The 16,311-nt window shown below is 38.4% G+C and carries 14 protein-coding genes; 5 read left to right on the top strand and 9 right to left on the bottom strand.

Annotated elements, in window-relative coordinates:
* Window positions 1-105: 105 nt before the first annotated feature.
* The 4 genes from ACHWSC_RS23385 to ACHWSC_RS23370 all read right to left on the bottom strand — a co-directional run bounded on the left by ACHWSC_RS23385 (window position 106) and on the right by ACHWSC_RS23370 (window position 7,172).
* Window positions 106-1,983: a RagB/SusD family nutrient uptake outer membrane protein gene (locus tag ACHWSC_RS23385; protein WP_201664645.1), complete on the bottom strand. Its 1,878-nt coding sequence runs from the start codon at window positions 1,981-1,983 to the stop codon at window positions 106-108.
* 14 nt (window positions 1,984-1,997) lie between these two features.
* The gene (locus ACHWSC_RS23380; protein ID WP_220699621.1) at window positions 1,998-5,348 is read right to left on the bottom strand and encodes a SusC/RagA family TonB-linked outer membrane protein; all 3,351 of its coding nucleotides are present in this window, start codon (window positions 5,346-5,348) and stop codon (window positions 1,998-2,000) included.
* Between the two features lie 77 nt (window positions 5,349-5,425).
* A complete protein-coding gene (locus ACHWSC_RS23375) occupies window positions 5,426-6,553 on the bottom strand; it encodes a FecR family protein (protein WP_394678350.1) in 1,128 nt (375 codons plus the stop codon).
* Window positions 6,554-6,620: 67 nt separating this feature from the next.
* The gene (locus tag ACHWSC_RS23370) at window positions 6,621-7,172 is read right to left on the bottom strand and encodes an RNA polymerase sigma factor (protein WP_075992088.1); all 552 of its coding nucleotides are present in this window, start codon (window positions 7,170-7,172) and stop codon (window positions 6,621-6,623) included.
* Window positions 7,173-7,466: 294 nt separating this feature from the next.
* On the opposite strand from ACHWSC_RS23370, the gene ACHWSC_RS23365 reads away from it, so the two are divergent.
* On the top strand, window positions 7,467-7,883 hold the full coding sequence (locus tag ACHWSC_RS23365) for a DUF1801 domain-containing protein (protein ID WP_075992087.1): 417 nt from the start codon (window positions 7,467-7,469) through the stop codon (window positions 7,881-7,883).
* A 27-nt stretch (window positions 7,884-7,910) separates the two neighbouring features.
* On the opposite strand, the gene ACHWSC_RS23360 is transcribed toward ACHWSC_RS23365, so the two are convergent.
* Entirely contained in the window at window positions 7,911-8,723 is an 813-nt protein-coding gene (locus ACHWSC_RS23360) for a class I SAM-dependent methyltransferase (RefSeq protein ID WP_232475752.1), read from the bottom strand.
* A 216-nt stretch (window positions 8,724-8,939) separates the two neighbouring features.
* Here ACHWSC_RS23360 and ACHWSC_RS23355 point away from each other — a divergent pair, with 216 nt between their 5' ends.
* The 4 genes from ACHWSC_RS23355 (at window position 8,940) to ACHWSC_RS23340 (ending at window position 13,815) form a co-directional block, all read left to right on the top strand.
* Entirely contained in the window at window positions 8,940-9,764 is an 825-nt protein-coding gene (locus tag ACHWSC_RS23355) for an AraC family transcriptional regulator (protein ID WP_120334608.1), read from the top strand.
* Window positions 9,765-9,838: 74 nt separating this feature from the next.
* Window positions 9,839-11,146, top strand: a complete 1,308-nt coding sequence (locus tag ACHWSC_RS23350) for a serine hydrolase domain-containing protein (protein ID WP_394678349.1) — start codon at window positions 9,839-9,841, stop codon at window positions 11,144-11,146.
* A gap of 204 nt (window positions 11,147-11,350) precedes the next feature.
* Window positions 11,351-12,574, top strand: coding sequence for a hypothetical protein (locus ACHWSC_RS23345; protein WP_394678348.1), 1,224 nt, complete (start codon window positions 11,351-11,353; stop codon window positions 12,572-12,574).
* A gap of 182 nt (window positions 12,575-12,756) precedes the next feature.
* The gene (locus ACHWSC_RS23340) at window positions 12,757-13,815 is read left to right on the top strand and encodes an alpha/beta hydrolase (RefSeq protein ID WP_394678347.1); all 1,059 of its coding nucleotides are present in this window, start codon (window positions 12,757-12,759) and stop codon (window positions 13,813-13,815) included.
* 17 nt (window positions 13,816-13,832) lie between these two features.
* On the opposite strand, the gene ACHWSC_RS23335 is transcribed toward ACHWSC_RS23340, so the two are convergent.
* The 4 genes from ACHWSC_RS23335 to ACHWSC_RS23320 are packed head-to-tail and all read right to left on the bottom strand — an operon-like array spanning window position 13,833 to window position 16,309.
* On the bottom strand, window positions 13,833-14,345 hold the full coding sequence (locus tag ACHWSC_RS23335) for a 4'-phosphopantetheinyl transferase superfamily protein (protein WP_394678346.1): 513 nt from the start codon (window positions 14,343-14,345) through the stop codon (window positions 13,833-13,835).
* Window positions 14,342-14,596 carry an acyl carrier protein gene (locus ACHWSC_RS23330; protein ID WP_075992081.1) on the bottom strand — a complete coding sequence of 85 codons (255 nt, stop codon included), beginning with the start codon at window positions 14,594-14,596 and terminating at the stop codon, window positions 14,342-14,344. The genes ACHWSC_RS23335 and ACHWSC_RS23330 overlap by 4 nt, the downstream gene beginning before the upstream one ends.
* Before the next feature lie 4 nt (window positions 14,597-14,600).
* Entirely contained in the window at window positions 14,601-15,872 is a 1,272-nt protein-coding gene (locus tag ACHWSC_RS23325; protein WP_201670790.1) for a beta-ketoacyl synthase, read from the bottom strand.
* Complete coding sequence (locus ACHWSC_RS23320; protein WP_394678345.1) at window positions 15,869-16,309, bottom strand: 3-hydroxyacyl-ACP dehydratase FabZ family protein; 441 nt, start codon at window positions 16,307-16,309, stop codon at window positions 15,869-15,871. Before ACHWSC_RS23320 ends, ACHWSC_RS23325 begins: the two co-directional genes overlap by 4 nt.
* Between the last annotated feature and the right edge of the window lie 2 nt (window positions 16,310-16,311).

The following is a 16,311-nucleotide window of genomic DNA, read 5'->3' as shown; positions in this document are numbered from 1 at the left end:
TCTGAAATAGAAATTCAACATATTCTTTATAAAAGAATATGCCGCATAGCAAAAAAACTAAGCAGCATATTCAATAAGTATTGAAACTGGATTGATTTTTAATACTTATTTCCAGCCTGGATTTTGGACCAAATTTGGATTCTTATCTATCTCCGTTTGTGGAATTGGAAACCAATAATTCTTTGCTGTAAATATACGCTTTTGATAAACTGAGCGTTTGAAAAATGCTTTGGGGTTAGATTCATTGTCATCCTTTTCTGTACCAGAAAAATTCATTCCATAGAAATTCCCATTTAACACAGCTTCACCAATTTTCCAGCGTCGCACATCACGATACCGGATACCCTCATTATTTAGTTCTACCCGACGCTCGTCTCGGATTGCTTTGCGCATCCCCTCCTGCGAAGATGGCACAGGTAAAGCATCTTTTCCCACACCATATTGTGGTACACCTGCGCGTACCCTTATCAAATTGACATACTTTAATATATCAGGATGATTAGCGTCGGACTCATTTAGTGCTTCGGCGTAGTTCAGATACACTTCGCCAAGCCGATAAAGTATTCCTGGTCTATAGGGATTTGTTCCATTGCGGGGGTCGTGATCTGGATGGACTTTCTTACGTACAAGATACCCATTTTGCGGGGCGTCATGTGTAGGTCCCCCATCCCAGTTACCACTATAAAATTCGGTTGTCCGATTTTCTCTTCTATACCAAGCACCATTATACAAAACCGAAATATAAAATCGTGGTTCACGATGGGTATACATATTATAGGTACCTTCCAAAGTCACCTTTCCATTTCCCTGAGATTCTGTCCAGCGTGTATTTCGCACTTCTGCCGTCTTTGAGAATCCTTTTTCCTGATATCCAGATAACGGGTCATCAATCCTCCGGCCATTCTCCATGAAAAAGGCATCCACTAAAGATTGTGTAATTCCCAGCCCTCCGTTTCCTCCAGTACCTCTTGGTTGTGCGTGCCTATCATATTCCCAGATATTGCAATCAGGGCGAGCAAAAAGAATCTCATCATTCCCATCTTGAGGTCGTCTAAACAACATATTTTGATACGAGAGAAACGGATCTATAGACCCATCAGCATTATATTCAATATATAATTTATGACCAGCTGATTCAGCTTTTTCCAATAGTAATTTTGAGGCCGCTGCTGCAGTTTTCCATTTATCTACACTATAGTTCCCGTTGAATATAGTTTCTCCCTTATTATTTACAAAACCGGTGTATGCGGTATTACCATTGACTAATGGGCTTGCAGCAAATAGTAGAAGACGAGCTCTGACTGCCAAGCACATAATAGACGTCGCGCGACCATATTTCTGAGCGGCACTATATTTAGCAGGTAAAATAGCAGACAAATCCAATAGCTCCTTTTCTGCCCATTGCACGACCTGATCAAATGGTGTCTGTCCAATCATCAATTCTTCGGCCGATGCATTCGGATCGGTCAATCCAAGATGGAACGGTATAGCACCATAGGTTTCTAGCAGAAGTGTATAATAATAAGCGATCATAAAGCGAGCCTCAGCTTTCATAAGATTTACCTCCTCCTCGGTCACCAACTGCGCAGGGTTTGGTTTTACATTGTCCAGAAAAATATAAGCTGAACGAATACGTTTGGGAAGTTCTACCCAATAATTAGGATCCCATGAAGTACTGGGATTCCAATTGCCGGTCTGCATACCTATAACTGACCAGCCAAATTGCTCCCAGCCCGTAGACGGTGCCATATCATCCGAAAGTGGATCCCAGCCAAGTGTTCGCGTATTTCCCCAATATGGATCTGGTACATTGCTGTATATTCCTGCCAGCCAGTCCTCTGTTCTGGTTTTATCTTTAAAAATCATATCTAAAGTAAGCTGATCATCAGGGCTCTTGTCCAAATATTTCGAACAAGAGGTCGCTGTAAAACCCAGCGCAACAAGTAGTAATATACGGGTAACATTATATTTTATAGTCTTCATTGTATAGGTTATTTCTATTTAAAATTCAATTCCAATCCCATAGAAACAGATTTCATGATCGGATAGCGCATACCATTATTAACCCCAAGCTCTGGATCCCAAAGCTTAAAATCACTCACTGTTAGCAGGTTATTACCACGCAGAAATATTCTAAAATTACGGATAGCGAGATGATCAAGAATTTTTGATGGTAAGCTATAGCCCAATTCAATATTACGTAGTCTTATAAAACTCATGTCCCTAAGCCACCAAGTGGAGGCCAAATTATTATTCGCACTTTGATAATCAGAAAGCCGCGGATAGAAGACGTCCTGCCTAGGATTATCCAAGGTCCATCTATCGGAAACATTGTCGAAAATATTTCCCATTGCTCCATTGGCACTTCCGGGAATAAAATTTGAACCACCAATGATCCTGTAGGTACGAGAAACACCCTGAAAAAAGAAACCGAAATCAACAGCTTTGTACCTTAGGTTGGATCCGAAGCCAAATACAATCTGTGGATCTTCCGTTCCACCGATAGCAGTTCTATCGAGGGCATCTACCACACCATCACCATTCAAATCCCGATATCTGATATCACCTGGACGCACCGGTCCAAAAGTATGTCTTGGTATATCTGATCGAAGAGTACCGTTAGCAATATCTGAAAAATCTGCGTCCGTAAATAGGCCCTCGTCAATAAAGCCAAACAATTGGCCGATCGGCTTTCCGGTAGAAGACCTTGAGGTACCGATCACTGCGCTAGGTTCGTCCTGTTCTAAAATCTTGTTTAGGGCATAAGTAAATGTGCTACGAACAGAAAGGAATAGGTTTGGATTTAATTGCCGGTTCAATTCAAGCGACATATCGATGCCTTTATTGTTTACGCGTCCAAAATTTGCCCAGGGCGCATTGGTAAAACCACTCGAACCGGGTATAGAACGACGTTGCATAAATATATTTTTCCGGTCCTCATTAAATAGGTCAAGCTGAAATTCCAGTGTTTTCCATAAGCCTAATTCGAAACCGATATTGGATTTAGCAACTGTTTCCCAAGTAAGTCCACTATTACCTTGATCACCTTCCATACGACCACTACGTTTAAAATCGTTATTTAAGCCCCATGAATATCCACCGGTCTCATTAATGGTTGTGATATAGGCAAACCGACGACCATCTAACTTATCGTTCCCCACCAATCCATAAGATCCGCGCAGTTTGATTTTGGAAAATGTACTTTTTAGATGTTCCATAAAAGGCTCTTCGGAAATATACCAGCCTAATGCAAAGGAAGGAAAGAACCCATAACGTTTTCCTGGAGCAAAGTTTTCGGATCCATTATAACCAAAATTAAATTCCCCAATATATCTGTTGCTATAATTGTATGAAAATCTACCTGCGATTCCTTGATTCCGATAAGGCAAAAGATCTCCATTATCATAATTTCGCTGATTGTATAAAAACATTCCCTCTACGTTATGGCCACCAAAAGATTGAACATAATTAATAGCTCCCTCAAGATACATGCTTTTATCGCCCCAGTCTGAATTTTTTTCATAGCCTAAGAATTCCTGTCCATAACTATCAATGACTAACTTTAATTTTCCATTTTCGTCCCTTCCGATAGCTGGATTATAGTAATCGGGGCTTTTACTCCTAACGACCGACGTATTAGAGTATCTATCAAAGGAAAACAGCCCACGAGCCTTTAATCCTTTCAACCAAAACGATAAGTCCTGTTCTACCGCAAATAAAGATTCGATTTTACTTGCGCTAATACGTTCATATCCGCGTTGAGTCGCCAATGCCCAGGGGTTTGTCCGCTGGGGTGTCCTAGGTATTTCACCAGAGGAATAGATGGTAGGATGTACATAGGGAGGAATAGTGAAAGCCTCCTGAAATAGTTCATCAACACTTTGGGGAGCTCTTGTCCTATCCTGGAGATATCCGCCAATATTCAACCGGAAGAGAGTGGTTGGACTAACATTGATATCTACATTGGAACGTACATTATAACGGTTTAACCGTGAAGATGAATTCCAAGCCTGTTTTTCATCGCGTTCAATCAACCCACCTTCCCGATAATATGAAGTTACTAACGAATAACGCAAAATATCAGATCCTCCATTGACACTAACATTCGCCCGTGAATTTCCAGCTTGGTCCCGAAGTACTGCATCCAACCAATTGACATCAGGATAAAGGTCTGGATCCGTATGATTACGGATGTTTTCGATCCGCTCTTTCGAATATAGGCCTTGCTCCCCACGTTCCTCCCGAATACTATTCATTACCTCCAAATAATCAGCTGCACCAACAAATTTAGGCAGCTGTACTGGTGATGTGATCCCCTGCTCAAAACGAGCAGAAACATTGGGCTTACCCACCTTTCCTCTCTTTGTATTGATCAAAATCACTCCGTTTGCCCCCCTTACACCATAAACTGCACTCGCCGCCGCGTCCTTCAATATCGAAAACGACTCGATTTCTTCGGGATCCATATTATCCAAAGATCGCTCCACGCCGTCCACAAGAATCAATGGGCTTCTGCTTCCACCGAAAGTACTGATACCACGTATCCAAAAGTTTGAATTATCGTACCCCGGTTCTCCAGATCGTTGTACGGCAATAATACCTGCAAGCTGTCCCGCAAGATTGTTACTCATAGAGCGAGATGTTCCTATTTGCAAGCGTTTGGGTTCGATCGTCGTGATCGCACCTACTACAGAGGCACGCCTTTGGGTACCAAAACCGACAACAACGACCTCGTCCAGTGCGCTGATACTATCAGCTAATATCACCGTATATTCTCCGTTTGTCTTAAGTGGTACACGCTGACTTACATAACCGACAAGACTAACCATGAAATAACTGTCCTGAGGGTCTAGCTTGAGTGTAAACTGACCTTGGTCATCTGTCGATGTGCTATTCTTGCCAAGGCCTGTCGCGACAGTAGCATTTGCCAGGGCCGTCTGTCGCTTATTAAGAACCCGACCCGCAATGACGCGGCCTTCTTGTATTGAAGCTTGTTGAAGACCACGCTTCACAATAATTGTATTGTCATTTAACGTGTAAGAAATCTTTAAACTTGAAAAAATCTTATCTAGAACAGTCTTTATCGGCTGCTCTCTAAATGTCATGGATATACGTTTCGAATCGTCGATGTCATTTGGGGAATAAATAAATTTTAAACCGGTTTTACTATTTAACTCTTTAAAGACCTGCTTAACCGGAATATTATTAAAATCGATTGTTATGTTTTTCTGTACATCAAAGATTGGCTTGGCCGAACTAAATAACCAGACAAGGCTGCCAAAAAAAAGGCACAAAAAATTGCGTGCAAACTTATTTTGTTTGCGGGATGTCATAAGTAATTTATACATTTGAAAATTGATTAATAATTGATCATTACCAAAAGCCGTTAAGGCGCGATTAGGAATGTAGCAGCATTCCTAATTTTTTATGGATTTGCTTCTGTTACATATATTGTTCCTTTCCTTTTTATATAGTTTATATTATTGGTCATCTTAATGATCGCCAAAACCTCGCTGATATTCTCATATCTGCTGATCATTCCTGTAATGGGAAGTCCTGCAATTTTTGAATCTATAACAATTGGAATTCCGTACCATTGTTCAAATTCGAGAGCAACTTCAGCGAGCTTCTCATTATCAAAATAAAACAAACCTTTACGCCAGGCATTTGCTTTTTCGATATTTTCAGATTGAATAAGTAAGATTTTAGGTTTATCTTTTTCCAGAAAAGCCTGCTGTCCCGGCTTAATAAGCACCTGTGTTCCATAGCGATTATGCGTAAGACGAATACTCCCTTCTGTAAGCAATACATTTTCTTCGGAATTGCCCGATGTATTTACATTGAATTTTGTTCCCAATACCTCAATGGTCTGCAAGGCAGAGCGGACTGAAAACGGAATCCTTTTACCTGCAGAATATTGTTTATGAACATCAAAATAAACCTCCCCAGTAATATGGACAGAACGGTTATTCTTATTAAAATCAGGTTCAAGTTCAATTGTTGCCAAGTAATTAAGCCATACTTGTGTGCTATCGTTCAGTAAAACAGAAAATACATTTCTCGAAGGATTTTCTATGCGCAGTTTCCCTAAATCTGTCCCATTGGCAACCGTACTTAATGCTAGTACTTTTTCATCATTGATGGTTGTGTAATGAGCTCCTTGTGGCAAGGTATCTAACAAATCAAACCGTTTCTCTTTCCCGATTATTAACGACGGATTATGATTAGTGACATGAAGAACTTTTTCGCTTGTTTTTGAATTATCGATGAGCCTATAGGATATAAATATCCCAAAAAGGATCATAATGCTTGCTGCAGCATACCCTATTTTGGGTATATGAAAACTTAAAGTACGCTTTTTAATACGATGATGAACCTTTTCTTTAATCTCCTCTCCGATGCGGTCCATATCATTTTGCACCTCTCCCTCCCTCTCCATTGCATCATACAGGTATTCAACAAATTGTCGTTCTTCAGGATTGGTATCTCCCGAAATATACCGATCGAGAAGATCTTTTAAAACTGTGCGAACATGACGTTTCCTTTCAGACATATAAGATGGTTTATATTGGTTCCTTTCTTATATGTCGTTGTGACTAATGATAATTCCCAAAAAAAAATTAAAAAAACATAAAAAGAATTTTTTGGATTAGAAGCTTAAGTGCATTTGTTGTATTAAGCAATTGATTTTGAACAGTTTTCGTCGACAACCCTAATAATTTAGCAATTTCCTTAACAGTTTTATCCTCATTGTAGCGAAGCAAGAATATTTCTCTGCGTTTTTGTGGCATACGTGCAATCCAGTTATGCAGCATAGATTCTAATTCAGTTTGAATATAGTTGCCATCGGCGGTTGATCCATCGCTTAGCTCTTCAACCATTGTTTCTAATTCTTCAAAATACCTCTTTTCCTTTCGAAACCTGTCAATCACTTTAAAACGGACAGCTTGGCAAAGGTAATGATCGACATCTTGAATTGTTTTGCGATGCCGCTTCTCCCATAAATCAATGTAAAGATCCTGAATAACTTCTTTTGCTGTGTTTTCATGTTGCAGGCGTCTGAGAGCAATTTCATACAATTTTTTCCAAGTTCGATGATAAAGTTCGTCAAATGCATCTTCATTCGACTCTTTCACCAAAAGAAAAAGATCCTCAAGACTACTATTGCACATAACTGAAGATTTATATTGTTGAGAAATTAAATGTTGGTTTAAAATTGATAGATGCAATATATAAAATCTAAACGGAACTTCCTACTAAGTGTCATAGTACAACAATAGGTCCGAATCGATACAAAATACGTTCACAACACGATATTAGGGTAGCCACAGAATCATACCAACGCGAGAAAATCCTGAATAATTTCTTTTAAGCAATCCTTAGCCATAACCCGTCGAATCTTTTTATGCTGGTCTACATCGATATAAAAGAAAATTTAATATTTTTAGCGAACAACTACAGCCCTTATGGACAATAAAAAATTAATGGAAATAGATCAATATATTGATACACTTTCAGACACTGAGCAACAAATAATTCGTCAATTTCGGAAAGCGATATCAGAAAATGACAATACCGTTTCGGAAAGCTTTGGAAAATTCATGTCAAACCCTAATGCAATCAGCTTTAATGAACAAGGTGTATTTAAATACGGGTTAACAGTCGCCAAGAATTATATTTCATTCCATTCCTTGGTCATCTATACTAACCCCGAATTAATGGAAGAACTAAAATTAAAAATACCAAAGGCCAAGTTTCAAAAAGGTTGTATTAATTTCAAAACTTTGGATGAATTTCCCGCCTCAGTATTGGCAGAACATATTCAGGTTTCATCCAAAATAGATTTTAGCCCCATGATAAATCGTTATTTGAAAAAGAAATAAGTACCAGGTCGATTCCCAGAATTTTATTTATTCACTTTTACGCGCAACAATAGCATAGACCATCGGAATCTTATTTCCCAAATGGGCTATTCTGAATTTTTTAGGATCTAGCTCTGTCATGTTTTTAAAAATGGGATAAGGTGAATAGTCAAATTCGTTCAGGTCTTGAATGTTCAGCCCATTATGAAGTAAAGCACCAACGACCTCACTCATACTATGATTCCAGGTGACATAGGACTGCGAAATAGCGGCATCTTTATCTGCATAGGTTCCCTGCTCTGTTTCAACAATTGGAGCAATATTAAAATAGTTATAGCCAATTTTATCAAAATTGTCGTCGAACATCCAAACAACTGGATGAAACTCGACAAAAATAAACTTCCCTTTCGGTTTCAAGAAACGTGAAATTATTTTCGCCCATTTATCTAAATCAGGTAACCAAGTAATCGTTCCGTAACTTGTAAAGACTAGATCAAATTGTTCATCAAGATGATTTTCAAGCTCATACAGATCACAACAGATAAACTGCACATCAGCATGCATATCTTTCGCAATTTCGCGGGCGCTTTCTATAGCCTTGTCAGATAGGTCAACACCAGTAACTTTTGCGCCAAGTCTACTCAAAGAAATTGTATCCTGTCCGAAATGACATTGTAGGTGTAATATTTTTTTCCCACTGATATCACCCAATAATGCTAATTCAATTGAATTTAATGAAGTCTCCCCTTTTAAAAATCCTGTTAGATTGTAAAAATCTGATTTTAAATGCGTATCCGTTCTGTTATTCCACGAGTGTTTGTTTATTGCGATGTAATTCTCTTCCGGGTTCAAATCGTTCATTTTGTTTTTTAATTAAATGGTTAATTAGCTGCTAAATTACAATAAAAAATAATTTCTATCGGATTCATCGTTTCCTCAATCTAAAAATAAATGTTTTAAGAAATAAAGCTTGATGAAAATTATCATAAAGGTTCTCTATATTTAAATCGATTATCAAATACTTCCAAGTTTAAAAGGATGAGGCAAGAACAACGCCTATTTACATGAAGAAAAGAGATGACGATAAAAATATATAGACCAGAGAGCTTACTCCTAAAAAAATATATTGAATGCTTCTATATACTTGAGAAAACTGACGAAGAAAAAGCGACGGCATATTTTACTTTTCCGAGTATTTACACCATTGTGACGATAAGTGAGCAGACCCAAACGATGGTAAGCCCAAATAAGGTGATTACGAAGCATTTTCCATCCAATTCGATAGAAACAAACCTTGTATGCAATTTTAATGAACCTGTTTTAGTGTGTTACGAGGGGAAAATAAATGAAATTACTACTTACTTCAAACCTCTTGGGATAAATGCATTTATACCCAATGATTTAAGCGATTATAACAGCGGAACATTTCCCGATTTTAACCCACACCTGGATTATAAAGATGCTATGAGATCCATCCTGTCCATAGATGACCAGGACGAGCGAATCAAGGCATTAGAACACTATTGGATATCAAAATTTTGGCCATTTGAAAATGCGTTGCTCGAAAACATAATTACCGAAATGTTAGATACAAGCAACGTCAATCAATCGATGTCAGAATTTTCGCTAAAAACAAGAAGATCGAGAACAACCATAAATAAGCAATTTGATCAACATATCTGTAAAACCCCCTCCCAATTCAAAAAAATCATCAGATTTCGAGCAGCAATTCAAAGCCACCTCGAAGATAGAAACAAAATAGGTCTGTCTTATAACCTGGATTATTTCGATCAGTCCCACATGATTAGAGATTTTAAAAAATTAACAGGATTTACGCCAAAAGTTTTCTTTTCCAAAATAGCTAATCTCGAACGGAGCCAGATAAAATGGATTTTTATTTAGCAGGTTTACAAAAATACAATCACACTATTTTATTAAACAGTAACATTGCTCCATAATTATTTATGCAATACGTTATGAAGCTTTTAATCCTACTTATGCTTTGTCCAGTTTTTCTTGTGGCCCAAGAAAAAACATCAGCCAAACTTGCAGCCTATATGCAGGCACAAGCTGATGTAAATAATTTTAGTGGAACAGTTCTTGTCATGAAAAATGGCGCTATTTTATTAAAAAAAGCCTACGGTTTGGCAGATTATGAATGGAATATAAAAAACACGTTAGACACTAAATTCCAGTTGGCATCGGTCACAAAACAATTTACCGCAGCCGCTATTTTACAGCTGGTCGACAGTGGGCGGTTATCCCTAAATGACAAACTCAGTAAATTTTTCCCCGATTATCCAAAAGCCGATAGTATCAGCATCCACATGTTACTGTCACACAGCTCCGGACTTGCTATGGGCTTCAAAGAAATCGCGTTAAGCAGCATAAGTCGCGATTCTGCTTATGCCGCCATCAAGAAAATTCCTTTCGAATTCTCACCAGGAACAAATAGCGCCTATAGTAATATCGGTTATTATTTGTTAGCAAAAATTATTGAAAAAGTCTCCGGCGAGCATTACGCTACTTTTTTAAAGAAAAATATATTTGATAAAGCTGGGATGAATAACACCGGAGTTAGTAACAATGAATCCATCGTGACGAAAAAAGCAAAAGTATATTATCATAATGACGAAGGTTTTATCCATAACCCCTATATCAACTGGGAGATCAACCTAGGTCACGACGGTATTTATTCAACCGTGGAAGATCTAGCCATTTGGGACCAAGCACTTTATGGAACAACGATTCTATCAGCCGCGATGAAGGAAAAAATGTTTACACCATATAACTCCGAAAATTGGGGCTATGGATTCATCATCAATCCATTTTATAATCACGGACATTATTTGATTGCACATGACGGCGGATTCTTTGGGACAATGACTTCTTTTAATCGATTTACTGACGACAAACTCTTTGTCACTGTCCTTTCTAATAACGGCTCAGCCTCCCATATCATAGGTTACGGACTTTCAGCAATTGCCTTTGGTAAAGAAGTAGAAATGCCCTACAAACATCGTCGCGCCAAAATAGATACGACCATATACAATAACTATGTGGGTGAGTATGGAAAAATACGGATATTAAAAATTGATGGCAAACTCTATTATAATGATGCGGATATTGAACTCATTCCCGAGTCTAAAACAAAATTTTTCAGAGCAGACGACAACGACAGAACGATCGAGTTTGTTGAAGACAAAACAGATGGCTATAATTCCATTATTTTAACAAAAGGTGGAGTTAAGGAAGTTTTCCCAAGATCCAATAGAAATGAATGAAACGCTATGGATGCTGCTAGAATATCGATTTTAATCTATTATTTGAAACCTTAAAGAAAAAAGTTAAATTACACCTATATCGGTCCAGCGTTAGATCGGATATAGCGTATACTAAATTATAAGATATTGCAACAGATAGATCAGGAACCGAAGAAAGCCAAAAAGAAACTGTTATTGAAGTCTTTTATATTATGCCTAATCTTTATGACGGCATATCTCATCAGTTTTTTCGTTTTTGATCTAAGCAGCAGTGAAAAGTTGAGTTATATTATTTTTTCACCTCTTGTTTACTTACTGAGCTGGATATTTTTCCATTTCTTTTTGCTGGTAAAGGATACACGCAATTTGAAGTACTACTTACTGGGATGTGCCCTGATCGCATGCACTATTATTTATACAAATGGTATTTTTGATATCGATATTAGGCTTCAAAACTTTTTCCACTCCTCAAAACTGCCAAATGAATACAGCAAATATGATGACATTAACAAGCTAAAAAACCAGTTTGGGAAACATGAAATCATACTCTTCAAGGCAAGTGACCACCCTATAGATCAGTTTTTGACCAAAAACAATGAATTAATCATTCATTGTTTAACCGGTGCAACCGACACTGATAGTCCATCAACAGTTATTCATACATGCTATAGACTGGATAAAGATGGTAAGCAGATTGATGAATACTCCTTTAAACAGGACAAGGATGAGGATTCAGAAGTTTTATTTGAAGGGTATTTGATCAACGTTTCCAAACATTACTTTCGCAGCTGGCCATTGAATGGAGATACTATAAAAAAAACAATTGAAGTATTCAACGCAAATCTAAATTGGTCCACAGATAAACAAGACCAAAAACTAAATGATATTAAAAGTAAAGCCACCTATCTGCTGTCAGAGAAAATCTATCATTTCGATCAAAGCAATTCGAAAAGCTATACAAAGCGAACTTATTTTATGGACGATAAATGGTATGTATTCAACGAAAGCATATCGGATGATAATAATTTAGACCCACAAAGCTCATCTAAGGGCCGTACCGTAAATGATCTTTTCGGTCACTGGGATAAAAATGAATGGGTAACGAATACTACTCCCCCTAACATTAGATCAGTTTATTACCAGAAAATCAAACGTGTTCGCAATAAACATGACGTCAAAACGGGGAAATATGAAAAAGGAGATCTTTGGCAAGGCTGCCTATTCTCACAGCTTATTGTCGAAAATGACACCTTAAGATTTAAAGACAGCTTATATTTGGACGAAAAATGGCATTGGTCTCAAGTCGATATCAACAATAAAAACATCGGCACACTAACCTTTGAGAATACCGACCAATTTAATGCCTATGGTTTTTATACGAATCCAGCTTTAAATTATCAACTTTTCACTAACCAACGCAACAAACTTTATTTAATCACAAAGAAATGATTTGTAGCTTGGTACCGCTAAATTTCAGCAAACATTAACGGTTCAAAATACAAGCCTACTTTTCGCTATCCAAAATAATGACTATATTACAACAAATCGCTTTTTTGTGAAAATATATCCAATTTAGTAGCCATTGGATCCTAGTTAAAAATTAAATTCAGGAATAGTAGAAAATAAATCATATGAACAAAAGGTATTTTTTCTATATTATCATCGTTATCAGCTTGTTCACTTCGTGTGGCCTTATCCATAATCTTCCCGATTCGGCTACCCCCAATACCGGTGTAGACCCTAACCTATGGTATTCATTTGTGGATCAAAATGGTAATTTCTACCCCGACAATTGGAAGAAAAATTATGGCATTCCTTCCAATAAAGCTGCTCGAGATCCTTATTCGCTTATGAAAATTGCCACCGACAGAGGGGATCGCGAACAATTACTCGCTTTTGAACGCGGTAACATGCTGCGTTTGTCTAAACGTATTGCCCCCAAAAAACGTGTGTTTATTTTAGTCCATGGCTTCAATGCTGATGAAGAATCTGTTGTAAAACAATATAAATATATTTCCGATCATATCGTTACAAACCCTAAAACCGATGAAATCATTCGATTTTATTGGGATGGTCTACGATCTACCTCCCCTTTTCGTTCCGCCAAAAACTGGTTTTCAGCGGCCTCTTTTAGCCAGATGGCCGGTGAATTTGGATTAAGACGTATACTGAACAATATGGCCGATAAGGATGTCTTCATCATATCACATAGTCGTGGAGCATCTGTGGTTATGAGCGCTATTTCAAATCCTGAATACAATAGCTCATTTTCTGCTCAAGCAAAAGACGTTCACAATGTTGATATCGAGCGGGCAAAGCCATTGTTAGAAAACAAAAATAGAATTACCTGCATTATGCTGGCTCCAGCGATAGGACTTTCCGAGTTTCAATATACGGATACGGCAAGTAACACAAAAAAATTTGTGACTCTCAGCTCACAAGTCAAGAAAATACACATTACGATCAACGGAACGGACAAGATGTTGAAGAAGTTTTTTGGATTCTTATCGAACAAACTTAATCCAACAGATCTTGGATACAAAGAAGAAAGTTATAACGCCCTTAAGAAAAATTACAGCATCTTTTCTATGACTGATTTCACAGGAATGTCAAGCCATGATTTTAGCCGTTATATCCGAGACCCCAAATTCAAACAGATGCTTAGGGAAGAATCAATCCAAGTGCAATAAGGAGGTCACTCGTCTGATTAAGTCGATAAGATTTGAATCGCAACTATTCTCTCAAAACGGCCATGGTTACTTACAGAAACGGGTAAGTGTGTGCCGCTATCTTTCAGAATGATGCTTGGTATCCCCTGAGCATCTTTAACAATTTCACCTTTTTCGATTTCTACAATATTGCCTAAATGAACCAATTCGCCAACTGCGATGGTATGTATAAAATCAGGGCAAACAATGGTCTTAGTGTAATACCTCTTCCCTTCACAGATGACTTCTCCCGTTGCGTTGCAAGAAGACCGTTCAATAACTGAACATAGCAACCCTTTAGGTATATATTTCCGAATTCCTGTCTGTCTATTCCATATTTTATAGGCAGCCTCTTTCATGCTCCATAAGAGCCAAACAACAATTTCTGGATCTGGACTATTCACAATCAACAGTTGTTCATGCTCATTAAATAGCTTTGAAACGAAGCCCCTACGTCTCCAATTACTATCTTTTCTAGACTGAACCAGGTCGATAACGTCATTACCAATCATTTTTCTTGTAACTTGCTTTCGATTATTTCGACTGCAGCTCCGACATTAAGCATACGTTCCATATCGGAATTTTCAATAACGATCCCAAATTGATCTTCGATATCCAGGACAATATCAACCAAATTTGCTGAATTGATTTGTAGATCACGCATAAAATCAGTCTTTTCAGTAAGCTTTCCAAATGCTTCTTCGTTTGTTGTGTAAGGAGCTATAATTGGCTTTAAAGCACCGATCAATTCTTCTCTGTTCATAGGTTTAGTTATCAAATTTTTTAAATATTAAACAGGCATTTACATCCCCAAATCCGAAACTCGCTTTGGCTATAATATGAGGTTTGACATCAACTTGATGTAATGGTACTCTTGATGGATCAATCATTGCTGCAATCTCAGGATGTAGATCAGTACAATTACTGTTTCCAAATACAAATCCATGATATAACTGCAAAACTGTGGCCACGCATTCTATGCTACCTGCCGCACTGAGACAATGCCCAGTCATTCCTTTTAGCGAGTTTATCAATGGAAAATCTTTCCCTGTACGCCCAAGGGCCTCAGTCCAGTTTTCTATTTCAAAAGCATCTTTGGCCGTTGCCGTTAAATGACCGTTTATGGCATCGACATCCCATCCGGAGACACCCGAATTTTTTAGGGCTTCCGCAATGCATCGGCGTACAGCATCAGCATTTGGAGCTGTCATACTGCCCGTTCCTCGTTGCCCTCCAGAATTTACTTGACCGCCCAATAATTCGCCATATATCATGGCCTTGCGTTCTATGGCACTTTCCAAATCCTCCAATAGCAGGGCTCCAGCTCCACTACCTGGGACGAATCCTACGGCTGTTGCACTCATTGGGCGAGAACCTTCCGAAGGGCGGTCATTATATTGCGAACTACAGACACGCAGTGCATCAAAACCACCCCAAATATAAGGTCCACTATCTCCAGTACTACCTGCTAGCATGCGCTTTGCTCTTCCGGACCTAATCCGGTCATATGCCATTAGAATTGCTTCGGTTCCGGTAGCACAGGCAGAGGAATTGGTGGTCACCTGATTTCCGAGCCCTAATTTCCCACCTAAATATGCACTGACACCACTGTTCATCGTTTGGGCAACGACTGTACTGCCTAGCCTACGTGTTTGCAGCTCATCAATTTTATAAATACTCTCCCGAAACTTATCGATACCTGAGGTGCCTGAACCAAATACTGTTCCGCTATCCCAATCGGGGACCGAATTTAAGGCAATAGGAAAACCTGCATTTGTCCAAGCCTCCATTCCTGCTATGACACCATATAATATGCCTGTACTGTTAAAACCCCTGAGCTCAAGTTCCGTGAAATATTGTCTTTTGAGATCATCCGATACTTGTGGCATTCCAGCAATCTGACAGGAAAATTGCAATTTTTCCAACTGCACATCATGTCTAACACCGGAGACCCCCTCTTTTAGCGCCTGTGTAAAGGCCGGTACTCCCACTCCATTGGGTGCAACGACCCCTAATCCAGTAATAACAACTCTCTTCATAGCTCCTCAGTAATCATACCTGCCAATATTCCCTTACAAACCTCCTGGCCAGCTTCATTTTTCATTGTAACTGCACACTTTAACTTTCCAAACCTAAAATATATTTTTTTTGAAATTACCGTAACTTTTTCCTTCGGATACACGGGTTTTAAAAATTGTATTTCAGTAGAAGTCAACGCAATAGAAGAACCCTTTTTCAAGTCTTTATTGAGCAGAAAAATTCCCAAACAAGCTAAACCTATTTGGGCCATCGTTTCGATCAGAATAACTCCTGGAGTGATCGCTTTTTCATTAAAATGTCCTCTATAAAAATCCAAATTTTCATCAAAGGTATAGGTTCCTGCAACACCTTCCTCATCGACATGGGTCAACGCATCGACAAATAAAAACGGGGCACTGTAAGGCAATTTCGCTAGTATAGAATTCAGATCCATCATTC

Source organism: uncultured Sphingobacterium sp. (assembly GCF_964277905.1).
In the GTDB taxonomy this organism is placed as follows: domain Bacteria; phylum Bacteroidota; class Bacteroidia; order Sphingobacteriales; family Sphingobacteriaceae; genus Sphingobacterium; species Sphingobacterium siyangense.
The sequence above is the reverse complement of the archived record's forward strand: the minus strand, read 5'-3'. Positions and strand labels throughout refer to the sequence as shown.

Excerpts from the sequence above, each read along its gene's own strand:
- ACHWSC_RS23350 (WP_394678349.1), top strand. The coding sequence starts at position 9,839 with ATGAAGCTTTTAATCCTACTTATGCTTTGTCCAGTTTTTCTTGTGGCC.
- ACHWSC_RS23335 (WP_394678346.1), bottom strand. The coding sequence starts at position 14,345 with ATGATTGGTAATGACGTTATCGACCTGGTTCAGTCTAGAAAAGATAGT.
- ACHWSC_RS23320 (WP_394678345.1), bottom strand. The coding sequence starts at position 16,309 with ATGATGGATCTGAATTCTATACTAGCGAAATTGCCTTACAGTGCCCCG.
- ACHWSC_RS23370 (WP_075992088.1), bottom strand. The coding sequence starts at position 7,172 with ATGTGCAATAGTAGTCTTGAGGATCTTTTTCTTTTGGTGAAAGAGTCG.
- ACHWSC_RS23325 (WP_201670790.1), bottom strand. The coding sequence starts at position 15,872 with ATGAAGAGAGTTGTTATTACTGGATTAGGGGTCGTTGCACCCAATGGA.
- ACHWSC_RS23385 (WP_201664645.1), bottom strand. The coding sequence starts at position 1,983 with ATGAAGACTATAAAATATAATGTTACCCGTATATTACTACTTGTTGCG.
- ACHWSC_RS23360 (WP_232475752.1), bottom strand. The coding sequence starts at position 8,723 with ATGAACGATTTGAACCCGGAAGAGAATTACATCGCAATAAACAAACAC.
- ACHWSC_RS23365 (WP_075992087.1), top strand. The coding sequence starts at position 7,467 with ATGGACAATAAAAAATTAATGGAAATAGATCAATATATTGATACACTT.
- ACHWSC_RS23345 (WP_394678348.1), top strand. The coding sequence starts at position 11,351 with ATGACGGCATATCTCATCAGTTTTTTCGTTTTTGATCTAAGCAGCAGT.
- ACHWSC_RS23330 (WP_075992081.1), bottom strand. The coding sequence starts at position 14,596 with ATGAACAGAGAAGAATTGATCGGTGCTTTAAAGCCAATTATAGCTCCT.
- ACHWSC_RS23375 (WP_394678350.1), bottom strand. The coding sequence starts at position 6,553 with ATGTCTGAAAGGAAACGTCATGTTCGCACAGTTTTAAAAGATCTTCTC.
- ACHWSC_RS23380 (WP_220699621.1), bottom strand. The coding sequence starts at position 5,348 with ATGTATAAATTACTTATGACATCCCGCAAACAAAATAAGTTTGCACGC.
- ACHWSC_RS23340 (WP_394678347.1), top strand. The coding sequence starts at position 12,757 with ATGAACAAAAGGTATTTTTTCTATATTATCATCGTTATCAGCTTGTTC.
- ACHWSC_RS23355 (WP_120334608.1), top strand. The coding sequence starts at position 8,940 with ATGACGATAAAAATATATAGACCAGAGAGCTTACTCCTAAAAAAATAT.